General features: G+C 55.8%; 20 protein-coding genes. 15 read left to right on the top strand and 5 right to left on the bottom strand.

Translation table 11 applies throughout. The features are described 5' to 3' along the window. Nucleotides 1-31: 31 nt before the first annotated feature. Nucleotides 32-934: a LysR family transcriptional regulator gene (locus ACE38U_RS12035; RefSeq protein ID WP_176981381.1), complete on the bottom strand. Its 903-nt coding sequence runs from the start codon at nt 932-934 to the stop codon at nt 32-34. A 74-nt stretch (nt 935-1008) separates the two neighbouring features. Between ACE38U_RS12035 and ACE38U_RS12040 the strand changes: the two genes are divergently transcribed. Further along, nucleotides 1009-1893 (top strand): HARLDQ motif MBL-fold protein, encoded by an 885-nt coding sequence (locus ACE38U_RS12040; protein ID WP_375529813.1) that lies wholly within the window; start codon nt 1009-1011, stop codon nt 1891-1893. A gap of 92 nt (nt 1894-1985) precedes the next feature. Then, on the top strand, nt 1986-3230 hold the full coding sequence (agp, locus tag ACE38U_RS12045; RefSeq protein ID WP_038473844.1) for a bifunctional glucose-1-phosphatase/inositol phosphatase: 1245 nt from the start codon (nt 1986-1988) through the stop codon (nt 3228-3230). 35 nt (nt 3231-3265) lie between these two features. Here agp and ACE38U_RS12050 read toward each other — a convergent pair whose 3' ends face one another. Continuing rightward, entirely contained in the window at nt 3266-3493 is a 228-nt protein-coding gene (locus tag ACE38U_RS12050; RefSeq protein ID WP_038473842.1) for a YccJ family protein, read from the bottom strand. Between the two features lie 11 nt (nt 3494-3504). After that, nucleotides 3505-4101, bottom strand: coding sequence for an NAD(P)H:quinone oxidoreductase (wrbA, locus tag ACE38U_RS12055; RefSeq protein WP_176981368.1), 597 nt, complete (start codon nt 4099-4101; stop codon nt 3505-3507). Between the two features lie 377 nt (nt 4102-4478). Here wrbA and ACE38U_RS12060 point away from each other — a divergent pair, with 377 nt between their 5' ends. The 3 genes from ACE38U_RS12060 to rutR all read left to right on the top strand — a co-directional run bounded on the left by ACE38U_RS12060 (nt 4479) and on the right by rutR (nt 6426). Then, a complete protein-coding gene (locus tag ACE38U_RS12060) occupies nt 4479-4652 on the top strand; it encodes a con-10 family general stress protein (RefSeq protein ID WP_008455651.1) in 174 nt (57 codons plus the stop codon). Between the two features lie 155 nt (nt 4653-4807). After that, the gene (locus tag ACE38U_RS12065; protein ID WP_176981369.1) at nt 4808-5743 is read left to right on the top strand and encodes a DMT family transporter; all 936 of its coding nucleotides are present in this window, start codon (nt 4808-4810) and stop codon (nt 5741-5743) included. Nucleotides 5744-5781: 38 nt separating this feature from the next. Next, complete coding sequence (gene rutR / locus ACE38U_RS12070) at nt 5782-6426, top strand: HTH-type transcriptional regulator RutR (RefSeq protein WP_038473837.1); 645 nt, start codon at nt 5782-5784, stop codon at nt 6424-6426. Nucleotides 6427-6432: 6 nt separating this feature from the next. Here the strand turns inward: rutR and ACE38U_RS12075 are convergent, their stop codons facing one another. Together ACE38U_RS12075 and putA are read right to left on the bottom strand one after the other, a co-directional pair. Then, nucleotides 6433-6825 (bottom strand): lysozyme inhibitor LprI family protein, encoded by a 393-nt coding sequence (locus ACE38U_RS12075; RefSeq protein ID WP_038473834.1) that lies wholly within the window; start codon nt 6823-6825, stop codon nt 6433-6435. A gap of 60 nt (nt 6826-6885) precedes the next feature. After that, nucleotides 6886-10848, bottom strand: a complete 3963-nt coding sequence (gene putA / locus ACE38U_RS12080; protein ID WP_375529814.1) for a trifunctional transcriptional regulator/proline dehydrogenase/L-glutamate gamma-semialdehyde dehydrogenase — start codon at nt 10846-10848, stop codon at nt 6886-6888. Between the two features lie 426 nt (nt 10849-11274). Between putA and putP the strand changes: the two genes are divergently transcribed. From putP to ACE38U_RS12130, 10 genes are all read left to right on the top strand, one after another. Continuing rightward, nucleotides 11275-12783 (top strand): sodium/proline symporter PutP, encoded by a 1509-nt coding sequence (gene putP, locus ACE38U_RS12085; RefSeq protein WP_375529815.1) that lies wholly within the window; start codon nt 11275-11277, stop codon nt 12781-12783. Nucleotides 12784-12950: 167 nt separating this feature from the next. Then, nucleotides 12951-13784, top strand: coding sequence for an iron uptake transporter permease EfeU (efeU, locus tag ACE38U_RS12090; protein ID WP_038473824.1), 834 nt, complete (start codon nt 12951-12953; stop codon nt 13782-13784). Between the two features lie 63 nt (nt 13785-13847). After that, on the top strand, nt 13848-14972 hold the full coding sequence (gene efeO, locus ACE38U_RS12095) for an iron uptake system protein EfeO (protein ID WP_038473822.1): 1125 nt from the start codon (nt 13848-13850) through the stop codon (nt 14970-14972). A gap of 5 nt (nt 14973-14977) precedes the next feature. Next, on the top strand, nt 14978-16264 hold the full coding sequence (gene efeB / locus ACE38U_RS12100; protein ID WP_375529816.1) for an iron uptake transporter deferrochelatase/peroxidase subunit: 1287 nt from the start codon (nt 14978-14980) through the stop codon (nt 16262-16264). Nucleotides 16265-17108: 844 nt separating this feature from the next. After that, nucleotides 17109-17897, top strand: a complete 789-nt coding sequence (gene phoH, locus ACE38U_RS12105) for a phosphate starvation-inducible protein PhoH (RefSeq protein ID WP_016535779.1) — start codon at nt 17109-17111, stop codon at nt 17895-17897. 265 nt (nt 17898-18162) lie between these two features. Continuing rightward, nucleotides 18163-18486 (top strand): PTS sugar transporter subunit IIB, encoded by a 324-nt coding sequence (locus tag ACE38U_RS12110; protein WP_008455640.1) that lies wholly within the window; start codon nt 18163-18165, stop codon nt 18484-18486. A 92-nt stretch (nt 18487-18578) separates the two neighbouring features. Then, a complete protein-coding gene (chbC, locus tag ACE38U_RS12115; RefSeq protein ID WP_375529817.1) occupies nt 18579-19937 on the top strand; it encodes a PTS N,N'-diacetylchitobiose transporter subunit IIC in 1359 nt (452 codons plus the stop codon). Between the two features lie 54 nt (nt 19938-19991). After that, a complete protein-coding gene (gene chbA, locus ACE38U_RS12120) occupies nt 19992-20342 on the top strand; it encodes a PTS N,N'-diacetylchitobiose transporter subunit IIA (protein WP_008455638.1) in 351 nt (116 codons plus the stop codon). Between the two features lie 11 nt (nt 20343-20353). Beyond that, a complete protein-coding gene (gene chbR / locus ACE38U_RS12125; protein ID WP_038473811.1) occupies nt 20354-21190 on the top strand; it encodes a transcriptional regulator ChbR in 837 nt (278 codons plus the stop codon). A gap of 90 nt (nt 21191-21280) precedes the next feature. Beyond that, nucleotides 21281-22624, top strand: coding sequence for a 6-phospho-beta-glucosidase (locus ACE38U_RS12130; RefSeq protein WP_038473808.1), 1344 nt, complete (start codon nt 21281-21283; stop codon nt 22622-22624). The last annotated feature ends 8 nt before the right edge of the window (nt 22625-22632 follow it).

Raw genomic sequence — 22632 nt, forward strand, 5'->3', positions numbered from 1 at the left:
AACTTTTTGGTCGGGAAACTGAGCGACAATTTCAACGGTACCAGGCGGTGAGCGCGCGGCGCAGGCTGGCTATCAGCCGGAGCTTCCATTCCACGGTTGACGTCCGGTACTGCAAAAACAGGCTGCCGATGGCCTGGTCCCCGGAAAGCGGCAGCGTAAAAAGCTGTTCTTTGTCGTTGAGCGTGGCAAACCACGGGGCAGGCACAATAGCCATCAGCGGGGCGTGACGCAAGGCGGGCGCAAGCTGGCCGTAATCGCTACAGGTAAACGCCAGCCGACGCCCGAGCCCGGCTCGCGCCTGCTGGCGGTCCAGCTCGTTAACGTCCTGCGGCCAGGGGTGGCAGTAGAAGTGCTCAAACTGCGCCAGCTCGTCGAAGGCCAGAGCTTCACGCCCGCTAAGCCTGGCGTACAGCGGCTGGCCGAAAACGGCGATCAGCCGCGTGCTGCCTATGCGGTCATACTGCAGCGCGCTGACGCGCTTTTGATGATCGCCGACGGCAAGCAGCAAATCTATTTTGCCTTCCAGCAGCTCATCCCGCCAGGCTCGCCGTTCAAAGGTCAGGCACTCGATGATGGCACCGGCCTGATGGCCTTTGCTGGCAAGTTCAGGGGTTAGCAGCACGTTTAGCGCCGGAGGCAGCACAAGGCGAAAGCGCCGCTCTTCCGCGTGCTGTTCACCAAACAGTTCTTCATTGAGCGAAACGAACAGCGGGATTAAGCGCTCTTTAATGCCCAGCGCAAAGGGCGTTGGCACCTGGGCGTTTCCCTCTCTGCGAAAAAGCGGATCGCCCAGCGCCTCACGCAGGCGGGCGAGGGCGTGGCTAACCGCCGACGGGCTAAGCGCGAGCTTCTGTGCCGTTCGGCTGGTTGAGCCGGTGCTGAGCATCACGTACAGCACTTTCAGCAAGTTCATGTCTAATTGCAGGATGTTCACGATCGCGGCTCTCAATTGCATCACACTAAATTGCCCGGCATTATACTGCGCCTCCTGACAAAAAGGAGCCACCCGTGAACCGTTATAGCCTGTTGTTTATCTGCATGATTTCGACCTTCTCTGCCGGCAGCATTGCGGCGCTAAACCCGACCCAGCCGCTGTCCGCCGCGCCGCCTTATTCGCTGTTTGAAGGCTGGGCAAAGCCGGTCAAGCCGTTCCGCATGGCGGAAAACGTCTGGTATGTCGGGACCGAAAATCTCTCGTCCATTCTGATTACCACGCCTGAGGGTCATATCCTGGTGGACGGCGCGCTGGATGCCAGCGCAGAGGGAATAAAAAATAATATCGCCGCACTTGGCTTCAATATTCGCGACCTGCGTTTCATCCTCAATAGCCATGCCAGGTTGGATCAGGCCGGCGGCATCGCCAGACTAAAGCTGTGGAGCGGGGCGAAGCTCATTGCCAGCAAGGCGAATGCGGAGCAAATGGCGCGAGGAGGAAAAGAGGACTTTGCGCTTGGGGACGCGCTGCCGTTTCCGCCGGTAAGCACGGATAAAATTATTCACGATCGCGAGACGCTGACCCTCGGCGGTGTGTCCGCGACGGCGCTGCTGACGCCGGGGCATCTGCCGGGCAGCACTTCATGGCTGTTTACTCTGCCCGACGGCAGCAAGCTTATCTACGCCGACAGCCTGGCTACGCCGGACTATTATCTGGTGGCGAATAAAAATTATCCAACGCTGGTGGAGGATATTCGCCATAGCTTTGCCACACTTGCCGCGCAGAAGGTCGACATTTTTGTGGCGAACAAAGGGGAGCGCTTCGGCCTGGCGGATAAACAGGCCCGACTGGCCGCCGGAGATAGCAGCGCGTTTATCGACAGGGACGGGTTACAACGCTATGTAGAACTCTCCCGGCAGCGCTTTGAAGCGCAGCTGAAACAACAAACGGAACAATAGGGCTTTTTGCGATCCGCCAGGCAGGTCGGCTGTCATTTTTCTGTCACAATATATTCTTCACATTTTATTAATCACTCCCTGAGGAATAAGTAATGAAGAAAAAAATTGTTGCCTCATTGCTGGCCGTCGCCTGTATTGCCCCAGGCCTGGCGAAAGCGGAAACCGTGCCTGACGGCTACCAGCTGCAGCAGGTCCTGCTGATGAGCCGTCATAACCTGCGTGCGCCGCTGGCCAACAACGGCAGCGTGCTTGAGCAGTCTACGGCTCAGGCGTGGCCGGAATGGGACGTGCCTGGCGGGCAGCTCACCACCAAAGGCGGCGTGCTGGAAGTGTATATGGGGCATTACATGCGTGAATGGCTGGCGAGCCAGAAGCTGGTGACCAGCGGTGAATGCCCGGCGCCGGAAAGCGTTTATGCCTATGCCAACAGCCTCCAGCGTACCGTGGCCACCGCGCAATTCTTCATTACCGGCGCCTTCCCAGGCTGTGACGTGCCGGTACATCATCAGGAAAAAATGGGCACCATGGACCCGGTGTTCAACCCGGTGATCACCAACACCTCGCCTGAGTTTAAAGACAAAGCCGTGCAGGCGATGGAAAAGCAGCGCACGGAATACAAGCTTGCTGACAGCTACAAACTGCTGGAGCAAATTGTCGGCTATAAAAACTCGCCAACCTGTAAAGAGAAGCAACTGTGTGACCTGTCCGGGCCGAAAGATGCCTTTAGCGCCAACGCCACTCAGGAGCCGGGCGTAAACGGTTCGCTGAAGGTGGGCAATGCCCTGGTGGATGCTTTCACGCTGCAATACTACGAAGGCTTCCCGATGGATCAGGTGGCATGGGGAAAAATCAAGACGGCAGAACAGTGGCGCGTGCTTTCGCAGCTGAAAAACAGCTACCAGGACACCCTGTTCACTTCGCCGGAAGTAGCCCGCAACGTCGCGGCCCCGCTGGTGAAATACATTCAAAGCGCGTTAACGTCGAAAGAGGCGACTTCCGGGCCGAAAGTGACGCTGATGGTGGGGCATGACTCTAACATCGCTTCGCTGCTGACCGCGCTGCAGTTCAAGCCTTATCAGCTGCCGGGGCAGTACGAGCGCACGCCGATTGGCGGCAATATTCTGTTCCAGCGCTGGCACGATAAGAGCAATAACCGCGATCTGCTGAAGGTGGAATACGTTTACCAGAGCGCCGAACAGCTGCGTAATGGCGATGTATTAACCCTGAAGAATCCGCCAAAACGCGTTACGCTGCAGCTGGAAGGCTGCCCGACGGACGCCAACGGCTACTGCTCGTGGGATAAGTTTAGCGAAGTGCTGACTCAGGCCGTGAAGTAAGAAGATGCTGCCCCCGGAAGGGGGCAGCGGAGAGTTTAAACGTTTTTACGTTCTATGGTTTGTTCGCCCCAGAAGAGCGAGTCCTTATCCGTTTTAGCAAAGGCGAGCGGTAAAACCTCATCGCTCCCTTCTTCCCAAATTTTTTCGGCCAGCTTTTCGTCGTACTTTGCCAGCTCAAAAATGGCTTCTGCAATTTCTGGTGAGGTGTTGCGTAGACTTGCCCATTCGCCAACGTGATGGGCTTTTGCTTGCGTCGTTGTCATCTCTCCTCCCGTTAACCGTTGAGTTTTACCGCCAGACCTGCGACGTGTTCCCCCTGGTAGCGGGCTATCGCCAGCTCTTCCTGGCTTGGCTGACGTGAACCGTCGCCGCCGGCAATGGTTGTGGCCCCGTAAGGCGTACCGCCGCGCACCTGCGAGACATCAAACAGTTCCTGCGCCGCGTAGCCGATAGGCACAATCACCATCCCATGGTGGGCGAGCGTTGTCCAGGTGGAGGTGATGGTCTGCTCCTGGCCGCCGCCGGTGCCGGTGGAGCTGAACACGCTGCCCAGTTTTCCGTAGAGCGCGCCGGACGCCCAAAGGCCGCCCGTCTGATCGAGGAAGGTACGCATCTGGCCCGCCATATTGCCAAAGCGGGTAGGGGTCCCGAAGATAATGGCGTCGTAATCGGCCAGCTCCTGCGGCGTGGCGACCGGCGCAGTGTGGGTTTTGCCACCGGCTTTAGCAAAGGCTTCCGGGGCCATGGTTTCGGGCACGCGCTTTATTGTCACTTCCGCACCATCGACCTTTTGTGCACCTTCTGCCACGGCCTTAGCCATGGTTTCGATGTGTCCATACATTGAATAATAAAGCACCAGTACTTTAGCCATCTTGCTTCACTCCTCAGTTGAACTGCAGTTTTGCTGCACTCCTTTAAAGATATGACCTGTGGCGCAGAGTGCAAACCTGAGTGTTCCTTCCTTGATGCATCACAAGCGCAGGCGAAATTTTCACCCTGTAGCATTAGCTAACATTTTTCCGGGTGTTTTTTGACCAGCTATAAGAGGGTGTTATGACCTCGGGTTTGCAGGATAAAACCCCAAGCTCACCGGCATGTTTCTGGATGTTTCTGAATGGAGGTTTAATCGCGTCGGTACACTAAGCTTAGTCCCACGCGGTAACGTTGACGGCATGCTCGTCTGGCCGCGCAATGAAAGACTTCTCTTTTATTGAATGCAAGATGATGTCCTAAATCCGGAGGTTAGAAATGGCAAACCATCGTGGTGGTTCAGGTAATTTCGCTGAAGACCGTGAAAGAGCATCAGAAGCAGGCCGTAAAGGTGGCCAGCACAGCGGCGGTAACTTCAAAAACGATCCGCAGCGCGCCTCAGAGGCTGGTCAAAAAGGGGGTAAAAACAGCCACGGCAGCAAGAATAAATAGCCGTAGCTACGTTCAGTGCGCGCAGGGTAATCCTCGCGCCGACGGTGCCCCAACCGCCGGTTTATCCGGCGGTTTTTTATTTTCCCATTGCAACAAAATGTGACTGGAAGCACTATAGACCCTCGACTTTCACCCTGATGTATCCGGTCTCCCTCATGTCTGCGCCATTAAGCCGTTATAAATTCTCCGTTAAGCCGCAGGAAGCGCTGCTTATCCTCATCACCATGTTCTGGGGCGGCACTTTCCTGGCCGTGCAGTACGCCATGACGATGAGCGATCCGTTCTTCTTTGTTGGCCTGCGCTTTGCTACCGCCGCCGTGGCCGTGGGGCTGCTGTCGCTGAAATCGCTGCGCGGATTAACCTGGCTTGAAATCAAGGCGGGAGTAATGATTGGCGTGGCTATCGCCATCGGCTACAGCATGCAGACCTGGGGGCTGCAAACCATCCCCAGCAGTAAATCCGCCTTTATTACCGCGATGTACGTTCCCGTTGTGCCGCTTTTGCAGTGGATCTGCCTTGGCCGTATGCCGGGCCTGATGTCCTGGATTGGGGTGATCCTGGCGTTTGTGGGCCTTATTTTTCTTGCCGGACCGGAGGGCACCAGCCTGTCGCTGGGTGCCGGGGAAATTATCACGCTGATTGGCGCCGTAGCGATTGCCGCAGAGATAATCCTGATCAGCGTCTGGGCAGGAAAAGTGGACATTAAACGCGTCACCGTGGTGCAGCTGGCGACGGCATCGCTGGTGTCATTTGTGGCGATGGTGCCCGCTGGGGAAAGCGTGCCGCATTTCAGCCCCGGACTGGTGATGATTGCCCTGGGGTTGGGAATTTTCAGCGCCATCATTCAGGTGACGATGAACTGGGCGCAGCGCAGCGTATCGCCGACCCGTGCAACGGTAATTTATACCGGCGAGCCGGTTTGGGCGGGGATCTTTGGCCGCATGGCGGGGGAGCGGCTTCCCGTACTCGCGCTGCTGGGCGGGGCGTTGATCGTGCTCGGGGTGCTGGTTAGCGAGCTGAAGCTCAAGCGCAAGAAAGCAGCGAACGCGGAGCGCGACTGGCAGGAAGATACCGAAGGCGAGGGCGTCTGAGCTATAATTCATGCCAGCGATCAACAAGGAGAGCTCGCATGGCTGAAGCCGCAACTGACAGTAAAACCCCTGGGCGCCGCTCGAAAGCCGTAGCGGCCAAAAAACAGGCCATTCTTGCCGCTGCGCTGGCGTTCTTTTCTCAATACGGCATCCACGGCACCAGCCTTGAGCAGGTGGCCGAGCGGGCCGAAGTTTCAAAGACTAACCTGCTTTATTACTACCCGTCCAAAGAAGCGCTCTACGTTGCGGTGCTCAAGCAGATCCTCGACGTCTGGCTTGCCCCGCTGCGAGCCTTTCGCGAGGACCTGCAGCCGCTGGTGGCGATTGGGGAATACATTCGGCTCAAGCTGGAGGTTTCGCGCGATTATCCGCAGGCGTCTAAGCTCTTTTGCCTGGAGATGCTGCAGGGCGCGCCGCTGCTAAAAGGGGAACTGACGGGGGACCTGAAAGCCCTGGTGGATGACAAGTCGGCGATCATTGCCGGCTGGGTTGCCAGCGGTAAACTTGCCGCCGTTGACCCGCATCATCTTATTTTTATGCTCTGGGCCACGACCCAGCACTACGCGGATTTTGCCAGCCAGGTTGAGGCCGTAACCGGCAGCACGCTGCAGGATGAGGATTTTTTCCGCCGCACGGTGGAAAACGTGCAGCGGATGATTATTGAAGGTATTCGGGTTCGTTAATCAGCTCTATTTCGGGGGCAAGACACAGCTGACGTCGCCCTCTTCGCATTCCAGCGTGCCCTTCAGCAGTTCGGTGCGTTCGAGCGTTTTATCCGCCAGGCAGTTGGCGCGCACCATCGGGTAGACCGATCCCTGTTCAGCGCCAGAACTCATAAAGTCACAGTCCGCATCGCGGAAGGCTATCCACGCATTCTGCGCTTTTTTAAGCTGCGCTTTTTGCTTGTCGGTTGCCCGGGACATAACTTCTTTATAGGTTTTGTTCAGCTGCTCGTCCTGCTTTTTATACTCTGCGGCATAGCACTGATTCATATCGGCCTGGGTGGTGGCTGCATCACAGCCATCGGCCATCGCGGCCCCGCTCAGCAGCAGCCCGCCAACAAGTAAACACACGCGTTTCATTTCGCTGTCCTCAAATAAAAAAGGGCTCTCAGATGAGAGCCCTCGTATCCTGGCAGACTGTTAGCCGATTGTCATCAGGCTGGCGTTGCCGCCTGCGGCCGCGGTGTTCACGCTCAGTGAACGCTCCACATAAAGACGCTCAAGCAGGATATTGCTTTCGCCACGGGCAAAGCCCTGGACGGAAACAATCGCGCCCGTGCGGGCGGCCACGGCTTCGCAGAGTTTGCGCAGCTGGTCAGAGTCTCCATGGTAAATCACCGCGTCGAACGGCTGTTTCAGCAGCTCTTCCTGCTTCGCAAAATCAATCTGCTGCTGCACGGCTTTCGGCAATTGCTTAGCCAGCTCGCGGTGCAGGCTGTCATCCGCCCACAGCGCACGGCTGCCCACGCTGGTAACCGCCGCAAGCTGCACTAACGCATCGCGTTCGTCGTCGGCAACGCACAGAATGCGTTCACGCGGCAGCAGGGCGTAGGTGTTGCGCTCGCCCGTCGGGCCAGGCAGCACGCGCAGCGTCCCGCTCTGCGCCAGTTCGCCAAACTGCAGGCAAACGGATTTCAGCTCTTCACGGTTGGCTGCCCACTCGCTTAGCGCCTGATGGGCAACCTGCAGGTCACTCTTCAGGGATGCATCTACCGGGGTTTGGGCATCGTGGCGGTTAAAGGTGGTTTGCAGCGCATTTTCCGGGCGATTAGCCAGCAGGCGATACAGATACAGCGGGCCACCGGCTTTTGGACCGGTGCCGGACAGGCCTTCACCGCCAAACGGTTGAACGCCGACCACGGCGCCGACCATATTACGGTTAACGTACATGTTGCCGACGTGGGCGGAGCCGGTGACCAGGGCAATCGTCTCGTCGATACGAGTATGCACGCCGAGCGTCAGGCCATAGCCCGCCGCGTTGATCTGCTTAATTAAGGATTCAAGGTTGTTACGGTTGTAGCGCACCACGTGCAGAACCGGGCCAAACACCTCTTTCTTCATCTCGTCGAAGCTTTCCAGTTCGATAAGGGTCGGAGCCACAAAGGTGCCGGACTGCCATTCGCGCGCGTCCACGCTGTTTTCACGCACGGCCTGGAAGACGGTGCGGCCTTTGGCGCGCATGGCCTGGATGTGCTTCTCAATATTTTGCTGAGCTTCGGCGTCAATCACCGGCCCGATGTCGGTGGTCAGGCGGCCTGGGTTACCCATCCGGCATTCCGCCATCGCGCCACGGAGCATTTGCAGCGTGTGGTCAGCCACGTCTTCCTGCAGGCACAGCACGCGCAGGGCGGAACAGCGCTGGCCTGCGCTGTCGAACGCTGAGGAAACCACGTCCACAACCACCTGCTCGGTTAGCGCGGAGGAGTCGACGATCATTGCGTTGAGGCCGCCGGTTTCCGCAATCAGCGGCGTTGGGCGCCCTTGAGGATCGAGGCGGTCAGCGATATTGCGCTGTAGCAGGGAGGCCACTTCGGTTGAACCAGTGAACATCACTCCGCGCACGCGCTGGTCACCCGTCAGCTGCGCGCCTACGGTTTCACCGCGGCCCGGCAACAGCTGCAGCACGCCCGCAGGCACGCCAGCTTCCAGCAGAATCGCTACGCCCTGAGCGGCAATCAACGGCGTTTGTTCCGCAGGTTTCGCCAGCACGCTGTTACCGGCGGCAAGCGCGGCGGCAATCTGGCCGGTAAAGATAGCCAGCGGGAAGTTCCAGGGGCTGATACACACGACGGGGCCGAGAGGACGATGAGTTTCATTGTCGAAGTCGTCACGTACCTGGCCCGCGTAATAGTGCAGGAAGTCCACGGCTTCACGCACTTCGGCGATGGCGTTGCTGAAGGTTTTACCCGCTTCGCGCACCAGGATGCCGATCAACTGCTGCATACGGCTTTCCATCATCACCGCCGCGCGTTCAAGAATAGCGGCACGCTCCTGCGGTGGGGTGGCAAACCAGATTGGCGCGTGGTTAACGGCATTTTCGAGCGCGAGGGAAACCTCTTCAGTCGTGGTTTCGCGAGTGTAGCCCACGATGTCGGTCGGCTCAGCCGGGTTTTTCACCGGCGTTAATTCGCCTTCAACAACCGGCTGCTCCAGCACAGGCGTGGCCTGCCACTTCTGCGCGGCGCTGTTCAGCAGGGCGGAAGAAAGCGATGCCAGGCGGTGTTCGTTCGCCAAATCAAGGCCGCTGGAGTTGCTGCGTTCTGCACCGTACAGCGCTTTCGGCAGGGCGATTTTAGGGTGAGGCAACCCAGGCTGACCTTCTTTAACGGCCATAGCTTCAACCGCGCTGACCGGGTCGGCAACCAGCTCGTCCAGCGGCAGGGTTGCGTCGGCGATGCGGTTGACAAAGGAGGTGTTGGCGCCGTTTTCCAGCAGGCGACGCACCAGGTAAGCCAGCAGCGTTTCATGGGTGCCGACCGGGGCGTAGATGCGGCAAGGGCGGTTCAGCTTGCCGTCAGCCACTTTCCCGACCACCTGCTCATAAAGCGGCTCGCCCATGCCGTGCAGGCACTGGAATTCGTACTGGCCAGGATAATAGTTCTGCCCGGCAAGGTTATAAATCGCCGCCAGCGTATGGGCGTTATGGGTCGCAAACTGCGGGTAGATAAGGTTCGGCACGGCCAGCAGCTTTTTGGCACACGCGAGGTAAGAGATATCGGTGTACACCTTGCGGGTATAAACCGGGTAACCCTCCAGGCCATCAACCTGAGCGCGTTTAATTTCGCTATCCCAGTAAGCGCCTTTTACCAGGCGAATCATCAGGCGGCGACGGCTGCGGGTGGCCAGGTCGACCAGGTAATCAATCACAAACGGGCAGCGCTTCTGGTAGGCCTGAATAACAAAGCCGATGCCGTTCCAGCCCGCCAGCTCAGGTTCAAAGCACAGTTTTTCCAGCAGATCGAGGGAGATCTCCAGGCGATCGGCTTCTTCGGCGTCAATGTTAATGCCGACGTCATACTGGCGCGCCAGCAGCGTCAGGGATTTCAGGCGCGGGTACAGCTCTTCCATTACGCGGTCGTACTGCGCACGGCTGTAGCGAGGGTGCAGGGCGGAAAGCTTGATGGAGATGCCCGGACCTTCATAAATGCCGCGGCCGTTGGAGGCTTTACCGATGGCGTGAATCGCCTGCTGATAAGAGACCATATAGGCCTGAGCGTCGGCGGCGGTCAGCGCGGCTTCGCCCAGCATGTCGTAAGAGTAGCGGAAGCCTTTTTCTTCCAGCTTGCGCGCGTTAGCCAGCGCTTCGGCGATGGTTTCGCCGGTCACAAACTGCTCGCCCATCAGGCGCATGGCCATGTCCACGCCTTTACGCACCAGCGGCTCGCCGCTTTTGCTGATGATGCGGTTCAGTGAACGGGAAAGACTCGCTTCGTTGTGGGTTGACACCAGGCGGCCGGTAAACAGCAGGCCCCACGTCGCGGCGTTCACGAACAGCGAAGGGCTGCGGCCAATGTGCGAGTGCCAGTTCCCGTTGCTGATTTTGTCGCGGATCAGCGCGTCGCGGGTGGCTTTATCCGGGATACGCAGCAGCGCTTCCGCGAGGCACATCAGCGCCACGCCTTCCTGAGAGGAAAGAGAGAACTCCTGCAGCAGGCTCTGAACCATGCCCGCGCGGCCAGAAGCTGTTTTCTGATTACGCAGCTTGTTGGCCAACTGCCAGGCCAGCTTTTGCGTCTGTTCGGCGATGGCCGGAGCCAGGCGAGCCTGCTCAAGAATCATCGGGACTGCGTCGGTTTCAGGGCGGCGCCACGCGGCGGTGATCGCGGCCCGGCTGACGGACTGCGGCAGAATTTGCTCGGCAAAGTCGAGGAACGGCTGCGCCACTTCTTCAGGCTGCGCCGGGGACTCTTCACTCTCATTGGCCGCACCGGCCAGCAGGGCAGGGAGCTCAGGCAGATCGTCGCTGCTTTCCAGGCGTTCCAGGTAATTAAAGATGGCCTGCTTAATCAGCCAGTGTGGCGTGCGGTCAATGCGCGAGGCGGCCTCTTTAATGCGGTCGCGCGTCGCTTCATCCAGTTTTACGCCCATCGTGGTGGTGCCCATACGACAGTCTCCAGGTTAAGGATTATTCGGGGTTTTACTTTGTTAGCCAGCAATATCCATGAAGTTGCAACTTTGTGCAACCTTGTTAAATCGAAGCCGATAATGGGCTCGCAAAAAAGGCGATTTGTTGCCAGTAAGATAAGAAAATCGTCTGGCAGGGCGATAAGCGGAACGCTAGATTTATCGACGAAGTTAACACTTTTTGACGGTGCAACCGTAAAAAATGTGAGCAAGTGCAACCTGGTGAAAAATGCTTACCTAAGGCAGATGCAAACGATGTAAATGCCGTGTTAAATCGTTTGTGAAAAATAAAGGGTTCCGGCAGGATGCATTCCCCATTACATCACGATAACAACACAGCGCCTCGTTCCGGCGCGAAGCAGCCTGTTCAGAGAGAGCAGGCGTAATAGCTATGGAGAAGTCTGAATGACAATAAGCACACCGATGCTGGTGACCTTTCTCGTTTATATCTTTGGCATGATTCTCATCGGTTTTATCGCCTGGCGATCCACCCGCAGTTTTGATGATTATATTCTTGGCGGCCGCAGCCTCGGGAGCGTGGTCACCGCGCTGTCGGCGGGCGCCTCCGATATGAGCGGCTGGCTGCTAATGGGCCTGCCGGGCGCGATTTTTATTTCCGGTATTTCTGAAAGCTGGATAGCCATCGGCCTGACCTTAGGGGCCTGGGTTAACTGGAAGCTGGTTGCCGGGCGCCTGCGCGTTCACACCGAAGTGAACAACAATGCGCTGACGCTGCCCGATTACTTCACCGGGCGTTTTGAAGACTCCAGCCGCCTGCTGCGCATCATCTCCGCGCTGGTGATCCTGCTGTTCTTCACCATCTACTGTGCTTCCGGCATCGTGGCCGGGGCGCGGCTGTTTGAAAGCACTTTCGGGATGAGCTACGAAACGGCGCTGTGGGCCGGGGCGGCAGCGACCATCATCTACACCTTTGTGGGCGGATTCCTTGCGGTTAGCTGGACGGATACCGTGCAGGCCAGCCTGATGATCTTCGCGCTGATTCTGACGCCGGTGATGGTGATTGCGGCGGTTGGCGGCCTCGATGACTCTCTGCTGGTGATTAAGCAGAAGAGCATCGAAAACGTCGACATGCTGAAAGGGCTGAACTTTGTCGCCATCGTTTCCCTGATGGGCTGGGGCCTGGGCTACTTCGGCCAGCCGCATATTCTGGCGCGCTTTATGGCGGCAGACTCACACCACACCATCGTTAACGCACGTCGCATCAGCATGACCTGGATGATCCTTTGCCTGGCGGGTGCCTGCGCGGTGGGCTTCTTCGGGATTGCCTACTTTAATAACAACCCTGAGCAGGCCGGAGCTGTGACGCAGAACGGCGAGCGGGTGTTTATCGAGCTGGCGCAAATTCTGTTTAACCCGTGGATTGCCGGGGTGCTTCTCTCCGCGATTCTGGCGGCGGTAATGTCCACGCTGAGCTGCCAACTGCTGGTGTGCTCGAGCGCAATTACCGAAGACCTTTATAAGGCGTTCCTGCGTAAAGGCGCGAGCCAGAAGGAGCTGGTGTGGGTGGGGCGCATGATGGTGCTGGTGGTCGCGCTGGTGGCGATTGCGCTTGCCGCTAACCCGGAAAACCGCGTGCTGGGCCTCGTCAGTTATGCCTGGGCAGGATTTGGTGCCGCATTTGGCCCGGTGGTCCTGTTCTCCGTAATGTGGTCACGCATGACCCGCAACGGGGCGCTGGTGGGGATGATTGTTGGGGCTGCCACCGTGCTTATCTGGAAGCAGTTCGGCTGGTTAGGCCTGTATGAAATCATACCTGGCTTCGTGTTCGGTAGCCTTGCAATTGTGGTGGTAAGCCTGATGGGCAAAGCGCCGTCGGCCTCCATGCAGAAGCGTTTTGCCGAAGCGGATGCGGTGTACCACACTCCGCCTCCGGGCAAATTGCAGATCGACTAACAGACGATGTTTTACAGGGGCCGGATAATCCGGCCCTTTTTACATCTGGTCATAAATATGTCATCCCCCTCTCTTGTTTTTCTTATCAGCGCTAATGATAATCACAATCGTTATGGTTTACTTTTCTTTACGTCAATTGACTTGTATTCACATCTGAGGTGTCAGGCATGTTTGTTCCATTTCTCATCATGTTACGCGAAGGGCTGGAGGCGGCGCTCATCGTCAGCCTGATTGCCAGCTACCTGAAGCGTACCCAGCGCGGCCAGTGGATAGCCGTGATGTGGATTGGCGTCTTTGCCGCCGCCGCGCTCTGCCTGGGCCTCGGTATCTTCATCAATGAAACCACCGGTGAGTTCCCGCAGAAAGAGCAGGAGCTGTTTGAGGGTATTGTGGCGGTGATTGCCGTGTTTATCCTCACCTGGATGGTGTTCTGGATGCGTAAAGTGTCCCGCAACGTCAAAGTGCAGCTGGAGCAGGCGGTTGATAACGCGCTGCACAGCAAAGGCAACCACGGCTGGGCGCTGATCATGATGGTCTTTTTCGCCGTGGCGCGTGAAGGCCTGGAGTCGGTGTTCTTCCTGCTGGCCGCTTTTCAGCAGGACGTCGGTATTTGGCCGCCGCTGGGCGCGATGCTTGGCCTGGCTACCGCGGTGGTGCTTGGTTTCCTGATTTATTGGGGCGGGATTCGTCTCAACCTTGGCGCATTCTTTAAATGGACCAGCCTGTTTATTCTGCTGGTGGCCGCAGGCCTTGCCGCCGGTGCCGTCCGTGCATTCCACGAAGCCGGACTGTGGAACCATTTCCAGGATATCGCTTTTGACATGAGCAACACGCTCTCCACCCACTCGCTGACCGGCACGCTGCTGGAGGGGATTTTCGGTTATCAGGAAACCCCAACCGTGAGCGAAGTGGCGATGTACTTCATCTATCTGATTCCGGCGCTGGTGCTGTTCTTTATACCGCCGCGCGTGAACAACCAGGCGACCAATACGGCTCGTTAATTGATTTACGGCGGGCCGCCCGCCGTTTAGTGATAACTACTCATTGCTTAATAGGGATAGGTCATGACCAAACATTTTCGTCTGAAGGCACTGCACGTTGCGCTGCTCGCGCTTGTCTCTTCTTCGTTTGCCGCGCAGGCGGCAGATATTCCCCAGGTAAAAGTCACCGTCACCGATAAACAGTGTGAGCCGATGAGCGTCACCGTGAATGCCGGGAAGACTCAGTTCATCATCCAGAACAATAGCCAGAAAGCGCTGGAATGGGAGATCCTGAAAGGGGTGATGGTGGTGGAAGAGCGTGAGAACATCGCGCCGGGCTTCTCCCAGAAGCTGACCGCCAACCTGCAGCCGGGCGAATACGACATGACCTGCGGCCTGCTGACCAACCCGAAAGGCAAGCTGGTGGTGAAAGCTTCCGGCAAGCAGGAAGCGCCTAAAACCGATCTGCTGGCGCTGACCGGCCCAATCACCGAATACAAAGCCTATGTGACCGCCGAAGTCGCCGAGCTGGTGAAAGGCACCAAAGCCTTTACCGACGCGGTGAAAGCCGGTGATTTAGAGAAAGCGAAATCCCTGTATGCGTCTACGCGCCAGCATTACGAGCGTATTGAACCGATTGCCGAATTGTTCTCCGATCTCGACAGCAGCATCGATGCCCGCGAAGACGACTTCGAGAAAAAAGCGGACGACCCGAAATTCACCGGCTTCCACCGTCTGGAGAAAATCCTCTTTGGCGATAACACCACCAAAGACGCCGCGCAGTTTGCCGACAAGCTGAACGCCGACGTGCTGGATCTACAAACTCGTATTTCCGAGCTGGCCTTCCCGCCGAGCAAAGTGGTTGGCGGCGCTGCCGGTCTGATAGAAGAAGTAGCGGCCACCAAAATCAGCGGTGAAGAAGATCGCTACAGCCACACTGACCTGTGGGACTTCCAGGCGAACGTTGACGGCGCGCAGAAAATCGTTGATCTGCTGCGTCCTCAGCTGACCAAAGAGAACCCGGCGCTGCTGGCGAAAATAGACGCTAACTTCAAGAAAGTTGACGCCATTCTGGCGAAATACCGCACTAAAGACGGGTTTGAAACCTACGACAAGCTGACGGATAACGATCGCAAAGCGCTGAAAGGGCCAATCACCACGCTTGCGGAAGACCTGTCCCAGCTGCGTGGCGTGATGGGTCTGGACTGAGCATCATGAGTGATAAGGACAACACCGGCGCGCACCAACCGGCGCGCCGCCAGCTTCTGAAAACACTGGGCGCCCTTGGGGGCGCTTTTGCCGTGGGCGGCGGTTGCCCGATGACGGCTCACGCGGCAAATCCTGCTTCTTCCCCCGGCACGCTGCCGCCGGACGGTCGCCTTGAAAACCAGCCGCTTTATGGCGAGCACCAGGCCGGTATTCTGACGCCTCAGCAGGCCGCGATGATGTTGGTCGCCTTTGACGTGCTGGCCAGCGACAAAGCCGAGCTTGAGCGCCTGTTCCGCCTGCTGACCGCGCGTTTTGACTTCCTGACCAGCGGTGGCCCGGCGCCGGATACGCCTAATCCACGCCTGCCGCCGATGGACTCGGGCATTCTTGGGGCGGAAATCTACCCGGATAACCTGACGATCACGGTGTCCGTCGGCAGTTCGCTGTTCGATGAGCGTTTTGGCCTGCAAAAACAGATGCCGAAAAAGCTCCAGCAAATGACCCGCTTCCCGAACGATTCGCTGGATGCCGGGCTGTGCCACGGCGATCTGCTGCTGCAGATTTGTGCCAACACCAACGACACGGTGATCCACGCGCTGCGCGACATCATCAAGCACACGCCCGATCTCCTCAGCGTGCGCTGGCGGCGGGAAGGGTTTATCTCCAACCATGCGGCACGCAGCCGTGGGAAAGAGACGCCGATCAACCTGCTGGGCTTCAAAGACGGCACGGCCAACCCGGACAGCCATGATAAGCCACTGATGGATGACGTGGTGTGGGTGACGAAGCAGCAGCAGGAGCCTGCCTGGGCTACCGGCGGCAGCTATCAGGCGGTGCGCATTATTCAGTTCCACGTTGAGTCCTGGGACCGCACGCCGCTGAAAGAGCAGCAGACTATCTTCGGGCGCGATAAGCACAGCGGCGCGCCGCTGGGTATGAAGAATGAGCATGATGTGCCGGACTATGCCGCCGACCCTGACGGCAATGTGATTGCGCTTGATGCCCATATCCGCCTGGCCAACCCGAGGACCAAAGATACGGAGTCGGGGCTGATGATGCGCCGGGGCTACAGCTATTCGCTCGGTGCAACCAAATCCGGCCAGCTTGATATGGGGCTGCTGTTCGTTTGCTACCAGCATGACCTCGAAAAAGGGTTCCTGACGGTGCAGGGCAGGTTGAACGGTGAGGCGCTGGAGGAGTATGTGAAGCCGATTGGCGGTGGGTATTTCTTCGCACTGCCTGGCGTGCCGGATAAGCAGCATTATCTGGGGCAGGGGATGATGGAGGCGTAGTTATTGCCGTACCGGCGATGAGAGCCGGGAACAAATCTTCCCCTCACCCCAGCCCTCTCCCCGAAGGGGCGAGGGGGAAAACAGCTAATGGGGAACATGGTTTATCCCCTCTTCCCGAAGGGGCGAGGGGGAAAACAGCTGACGGGGAACATGGTTTATCCTCTCTTCCCGAAGGGGCGAGGGGGAAAACAGCTGACGGGGAACATGTTTTATCCCCTCTCCCTTTCAGGGAGAGGGTCAGGGTGAGGGTAAAAGAAGCAGAGATGTTGTGACTGAGGGAAAAGCCGGAAGTGAACGGAACCTTAGCCATTCTTTCAGAGAGTAGGTGATGCAAATTTTCATTTGCTAACAATTCACCCCCTTATTATTCATTGCAATTCCCTATGACTATCCCGCTGATATATTTCTGTAATATTGGTGTGCGAAAAAGGTACACAGCAGCGGATTTCGATTTAACGTTACTTAAAAGTGAAATTTATGTTGCATTTTGGGTGATGTTTGTTGTACTTAAAGCAAAAGAGCGGTAGTTCCCTGCTGTGACGTTTAATCACTACGGAGATCGCGAATGGTTGGGTCCTGTACTGGACGGTTACTTAAACACTTTACCCGCACTACCCAGCGCGGAGGCCTCTCCTCCGGCTTCGCTATCTTCACCGCTAAATTTCCCCATTCAGAATCAAATCAGTGTCCTGACGGTGCGTCGGGCGACGTTTCGCGTTCGCTTAATGCACCCTCTCAACCGGCAGTTAATGGCTTACAAGGAAGCCAAACCTCATCCGTTAGTGAGCATAATCGCGCCTGTCCTGTCGGCGCGGGCAATGAAACCAACTGTAAGGTGCCATCCATGGGAAGACAGAAAGCTGTGATCAAAGCTCGTCGCGAAGCAAAACGTGTGCTGAGACGGGATTCACGTAGCCACCGGCAGCGTGAAGAGGAATCGGTCACCACGCTTGTGCAGATGAGCGGCGTAGAATCGATAGGCATGGCTCGCGACAGCCGCGACCATTCACCTATCGAAGCGCGTAATGAAGCTCAGGCGCACTATCTTAATGCTATCGAGAAAAAGCAGCTGATTTTTGCTACCGGCGAAGCCGGCTGTGGCAAGACGTTTATCAGCGCAGCGAAAGCCGCTGAGGCCCTGATACATAAGGATGTCGACAGGATTATCGTTACCCGTCCGGTGCTGCAGGCCGATGAAGATCTCGGCTTCCTCCCCGGTGATATTTCAGAGAAGTTCGCCCCGTATTTCCGCCCGGTGTATGACATCCTGGTGCGACGTTTAGGGTCGTCTTTTATGCAGTATTGCCTGCGGCCTGAAATTGGTAAGGTTGAGATTGCGCCGTTCGCCTATATGCGCGGACGTACTTTTGAAAATGCCGTGGTTATTCTGGATGAGGCGCAGAATGTCACCGCAGCGCAAATGAAAATGTTCCTCACCCGCCTCGGGGAAAACGTGACGGTTATCGTCAATGGCGATATCACGCAGTGTGACTTACCCGCAGGCGTGCCGTCCGGTTTAAGTGATGCACTAAACCGTTTCGAAGAAGATGAAATGGTCGGCGTTGTTCGCTTCGGTAAACAGGATTGTGTGCGTTCGGCCCTCTGCCAGCGCACGCTGAACGCCTACGACTGACGGTCTTCAACAATTTAGTGAAAAGCCCAAACTTCGGTTTGGGCTTTTTTATTTGCGCGAATTATTTGGCCAAACTGTGAAGGGGGTCATAACACCAGGTCAAGGAGAGACAATTTATGAGAGCCAGGAATTATCTCTCAAGGGAAACCATGCCGTATACTTTCCTCAAGCAGAGACAATAGTCTCGCCCCACAAACCCGCTTTGGAACAGCAACAATACGTCACGGAAGTCCGTTACAGCGTATTGAGACTTGAGGAACAACTTATGCAAAAGAAAAAAATTTACCTGTTCTGCTCCGCTGGGATGTCAACCTCGCTGTTAGTGACCAAAATGCGAGCGCAGGCCGAAAAGTATGAAGTTCCGGTAGAAATTGAAGCTTTCTCTGAGTCTTTAGCCAGCGAGAAAGGGAAGCACGCGGACCTCGTTTTACTCGGGCCACAAATTGCCTACATGCAGGCAGATATCAAGAAATTGTTGCCCACCAAGCCTGTAGAAGTTATCGATTCTGCTCTGTACGGTAAAGTCGATGGGCTGGGTGTGTTGAAAGCGGCTGTGGCAGCAATTAAGAAAGCAGCGGCCGAGAGTTAATTTTTTATTCTTGTTTTGTTTAATTTTCCGTCAAAGAGCGACTTACACCTACAGCCGTAATAATAATTACGGCTTTCAAGGATATTTATAATATGAGTAAAGTCATTGATTCACTTGAGAAGGTTCTCCTGCCTTTTGCTGTAAAAATAGGAAAGCAGCCTCACGTTAATGCCATTAAAAATGGTTTTATTAAATTAATGCCATTAACCCTAACCGGGGCAATGTTTGTTCTGATTAACAACGTATTCCTGAGCTTCGGCGCAGGATCATTTTTCTACTCGTTAGGCATCCGTTTAGACCCCGAGACCATTGAAACCCTGAATGGGTTTAAAGCTATCGGCGGCAACGTGTACAACGGTACGTTGGGCATTATGTCGCTGATGGCGCCTTTTTTCATTGGTATGGCGTTAGCTGAAGAAAGGAAGGTCGATCCTCTCGCGGCGGGTTTATTATCCGTAGCAGCCTTTATGACCGTTACGCCTTATAGCGTGGGCGAAGCCTATGCCGTGGGCGCTAACTGGTTAGGCGGCCAGAACATTATTTCCGGTATAATTATCGGTCTGGTGGTCGCCGAGCTGTTCACCTTTGTTATACGTAAAAACTGGGTTATTACCCTGCCGGATAGCGTGCCGACCTCGGTGGCGCGTTCATTCTCGGCGTTAATTCCAGGCTTCCTGATTCTGTCTATCTTCGGGATCATCTCCTGGGCGCTGTCTCACTACGGCAGCAACTTCCACCAGATCATCATGGACTCCATTTCGACTCCTCTGGCGTCAATGGGTAGCGTGGTTGGCTGGGCGTACGTAATTTTCAACTCCCTGCTGTGGTTCTTCGGTGTTCATGGTTCTCTGGCGCTTACCGCACTGGATAACGGCATCATGACCCCATGGGCGCTGGAAAACGTGGCGCTGTACCAGCAGTACGGTTCTGTAGAAGCCGCTATCGAAGCGGGCAAACAGTTCCACTTCTGGGCGAAACCAATGCTCGACTCCTACATCCTGCTGGGTGGTTCTGGTGCGACGCTGGGTCTGATTATCGCTATCTTCATCGGTTCTCGCCGTGCCGATCACCGTCAGGTGGCTAAGCTGGCGCTGCCGTCAGGCATCTTCCAGATTAACGAACCGATTCTGTTTGGTCTGCCGATCATCATGAACCCGGTGATGTTCATCCCGTTCGTTGCGGTACAGCCGATTCTGGCTGCCATCACCCTGATTGCGTACTCCATGGGCATTATCCCGCCGGTCACCAACCTGGCTCCGTGGACCATGCCTACCGGCCTGGGCGCCTTCTTCAACAGTAACGGCAGCGTCGCTGCTCTGCTGGTGGCGTTGTTCAACCTGGGTGTCGCCACGCTGGTGTACATGCCGTTCGTTATCCTGTCCAACAAGGCACAGGCGGTTATTGAAGAAGAAGAAAGCGAAGAAGATATCGCTAACGCATTGAAATTCTAAGTTCAAAGGGGGAGGGAATGCCTCCCCCATTTTCAGAATCCGGGGAGCAATATTATGTTTGATTTAGACAACGTCGTTGAAACTGAAGTAGAAGTGGACGATCTCGAAGAAGTGGTGATGGGCTTAATCATCAACTCTGGACAGGCCCGTAGCCTGGCTTACGGTGCGCTGAAAAAGGCCAAGCAGGGTGACTTCGCCGGGGCTAAAGAGATGATGGATCAGTCCCGGACCGCGCTGAACGAAGCGCATCTGGTGCAGACTAAGCTGATTGAAGGCGACCAGGGCGAAGGCAAAACCAAAGTCAGCCTGGTGCTGGTACACGCTCAGGACCACCTGATGACCTCGATGCTGGCTCGCGAGCTGGTGACCGAGCTGATTGAATTACACGAGAAAATGGACAAGTAGCAGGTCAGCATATGCAGCCAGAGATAGACAATATGGAAATCAACATTGTTCGTGAAAGCCAGCTGTTTAACGGCAAGTGTTTCCATGCGTTTATCTACACCAAAGAAGAGAGCGTGAGCGGGCTGCATCAGCACGACTACTACGAATTTACCATTGTGTTGACCGGGCGCTATTACCAGGAAATTAACGGTAAGCGTGTGCTGATGGAGCGAGGCGATTTTGTCTTTATTCCCGTCGGTTCCCACCATCAGAGTTTTTACGAGTTTGGTGCGACCCGGTTGTTTAACGTAGGTATCAGCCAGCAGTTCTTTGAGCAGCATTATATGCCGCTGCTGCCGTCCCATCTGGTGGCCTCTCAGGTGTATCAGATTAAGGATGAATTCCTGACGTTTATGGAGTCGGTGATTGCCTCGTTTAATTTCCGCGAAGGGGAATTTAACGAGTTTCTCGAAATGGTGAGCTTTTATGTCGTGAATCGACTGCGCCATTATCGTGAGTCGGAAAATCAGGATGATATTCCGCTGTGGTTAAAATCCACCGTTGAAGGGATGCATGACAAAATGCGTTTTGGCGATAAGGCCTTATTAAACATGGTCGCGCTTTCGGGTAAGTCGCAGGAATATTTAACGCGCGCCACGCAGCGCTATTATGGCAAGACGCCGATGCAGATTATTAATGAAATCCGCATCAACTTTGCCAAGAAACAGCTGGAAATCACTAACGCTTCGGTAACCGATATTGCCTTCGAATCTGGTTATAGCAGCCCCAGCATGTTTATTAAGAACTTTAAGAAAGTGACTTCTTTTACGCCAAACAGTTATCGGAAGAAATTGTACAGCATTAATTAAGGTGCTGATTAACTACCACTGTCAATATTGAGTTTTTATTAACTTATTCAATTTTCTAAATACGGCGCCGGGCGCCGTACGGGAGCCTATATGACTAAGAAATTAAAAGTTGTTACTATCGGTGGCGGCAGCAGCTATACCCCAGAGTTACTCGAAGGCTTTATTAAGCGCTACCACGAATTACCGATCACCGAACTTTGGCTGGTGGATGTCGAAGCCGGGAAAGAGAAGCAGGATATTATTTTTAATCTTTGCCAGCGCATGATTGAGCACGCCGGTGTGCCGATGACGGTACACAAGAGCCTCGACCGCCGCGAAGCGCTGAAAGATGCAGATTTCGTGACCACCCAGCTGCGCGTTGGCCAGCTGAAAGCGCGTGAGCTGGATGAGCGTATTCCGCTGAGCCACGGCTATCTCGGCCAGGAAACCAACGGTGCGGGCGGCCTGTTCAAAGGGCTGCGTACCATTCCGGTCATTTTCGACATCATCAAAGACGTGCAGGAAATCTGCCCGGATGCGTGGGTTATCAACTTCACCAACCCGGCCGGTATGGTGACCGAGGCGGTATTCCGCCATACCAACTTCAAAAAATTCATCGGCGTGTGCAACATTCCTGTTGGCATGAAGATGTTTATTACCGACGTGCTGAAGCTGACCCCGGAAGATGACCTGGGCATCGATCTGTTCGGCCTGAACCACATGGTGTTCATTAAAGACGTGCTGGTGAACGGTGAATCTCGCTTTGCCGAACTGCTGGACGGCGTAGCCAGCGGCAAGCTGAGCGCGAACTCGGTGAAAAACATCTTCGATATGCCGTTTAGCGAAGGGCTGATTCGTTCCCTGAACCTGCTGCCGTGCTCCTACCTGCTGTACTACTTCAAGCAGAAAGAGATGCTGGCTATCGAAATGGGCGAGTTCTACAAGGGCGGGGCGCGCGCCTCCGTGGTACAGAAGGTCGAAAAACAGCTGTTTGAGCTGTACAAAGACCCGAATCTTGACGTGAAGCCGAAAGAGCTGGAGCTGCGCGGCGGGGCTTACTACTCTGACGCGGCATGCGAAGTGATCAGCGCTATCTACAATGATAAGCAGACCGAGCACTATGTGAATATTCCGCACCACGGCCACGTGGACAACATTCCGGCCGACTGGGCAATCGAGACGACCAGCATCATCGGTCGCGATGGTGCCAGACCACACCCGCGTGTGACCCATTTTGACGAGAAAGTGATGGGGCTTATTCACACCATCAAAGGCTTCGAAGTGGCCGCGAGCCAGGCCGCGTTGAGCGGTGAATTTAACGATGTGCTGCTGGCGCTGAACCTGAGCCCGCTTATCCATTCCGACAAGGATGCTGAGGTGATTGCCAAAGAGATGCTGCTTGCCCATAAAGCGTATCTGCCAAACTTTGCCAAAGCCATCGAAAAACTGGCTTAATGTCTTGC

Origin of the sequence: Cedecea selenatireducens (assembly GCF_042138895.1) — a bacterium.
GTDB classification, from domain to species: Bacteria; Pseudomonadota; Gammaproteobacteria; order Enterobacterales; family Enterobacteriaceae; genus Cedecea; species Cedecea selenatireducens.

Excerpts from the sequence above, each read along its gene's own strand:
- rutR (WP_038473837.1), top strand. The coding sequence starts at position 5,782 with ATGGCTGAAGCCGCAACTGACAGTAAAACCCCTGGGCGCCGCTCGAAA.
- efeU (WP_038473824.1), top strand. The coding sequence starts at position 12,951 with ATGTTTGTTCCATTTCTCATCATGTTACGCGAAGGGCTGGAGGCGGCG.
- agp (WP_038473844.1), top strand. The coding sequence starts at position 1,986 with ATGAAGAAAAAAATTGTTGCCTCATTGCTGGCCGTCGCCTGTATTGCC.
- chbR (WP_038473811.1), top strand. The coding sequence starts at position 20,354 with ATGCAGCCAGAGATAGACAATATGGAAATCAACATTGTTCGTGAAAGC.
- ACE38U_RS12130 (WP_038473808.1), top strand. The coding sequence starts at position 21,281 with ATGACTAAGAAATTAAAAGTTGTTACTATCGGTGGCGGCAGCAGCTAT.
- ACE38U_RS12075 (WP_038473834.1), bottom strand. The coding sequence starts at position 6,825 with ATGAAACGCGTGTGTTTACTTGTTGGCGGGCTGCTGCTGAGCGGGGCC.
- ACE38U_RS12060 (WP_008455651.1), top strand. The coding sequence starts at position 4,479 with ATGGCAAACCATCGTGGTGGTTCAGGTAATTTCGCTGAAGACCGTGAA.
- chbA (WP_008455638.1), top strand. The coding sequence starts at position 19,992 with ATGTTTGATTTAGACAACGTCGTTGAAACTGAAGTAGAAGTGGACGAT.
- ACE38U_RS12065 (WP_176981369.1), top strand. The coding sequence starts at position 4,808 with ATGTCTGCGCCATTAAGCCGTTATAAATTCTCCGTTAAGCCGCAGGAA.
- ACE38U_RS12110 (WP_008455640.1), top strand. The coding sequence starts at position 18,163 with ATGCAAAAGAAAAAAATTTACCTGTTCTGCTCCGCTGGGATGTCAACC.
- efeO (WP_038473822.1), top strand. The coding sequence starts at position 13,848 with ATGACCAAACATTTTCGTCTGAAGGCACTGCACGTTGCGCTGCTCGCG.
- chbC (WP_375529817.1), top strand. The coding sequence starts at position 18,579 with ATGAGTAAAGTCATTGATTCACTTGAGAAGGTTCTCCTGCCTTTTGCT.
- phoH (WP_016535779.1), top strand. The coding sequence starts at position 17,109 with ATGGGAAGACAGAAAGCTGTGATCAAAGCTCGTCGCGAAGCAAAACGT.
- putA (WP_375529814.1), bottom strand. The coding sequence starts at position 10,848 with ATGGGCACCACCACGATGGGCGTAAAACTGGATGAAGCGACGCGCGAC.
- putP (WP_375529815.1), top strand. The coding sequence starts at position 11,275 with ATGACAATAAGCACACCGATGCTGGTGACCTTTCTCGTTTATATCTTT.
- wrbA (WP_176981368.1), bottom strand. The coding sequence starts at position 4,101 with ATGGCTAAAGTACTGGTGCTTTATTATTCAATGTATGGACACATCGAA.
- efeB (WP_375529816.1), top strand. The coding sequence starts at position 14,978 with ATGAGTGATAAGGACAACACCGGCGCGCACCAACCGGCGCGCCGCCAG.
- ACE38U_RS12050 (WP_038473842.1), bottom strand. The coding sequence starts at position 3,493 with ATGACAACGACGCAAGCAAAAGCCCATCACGTTGGCGAATGGGCAAGT.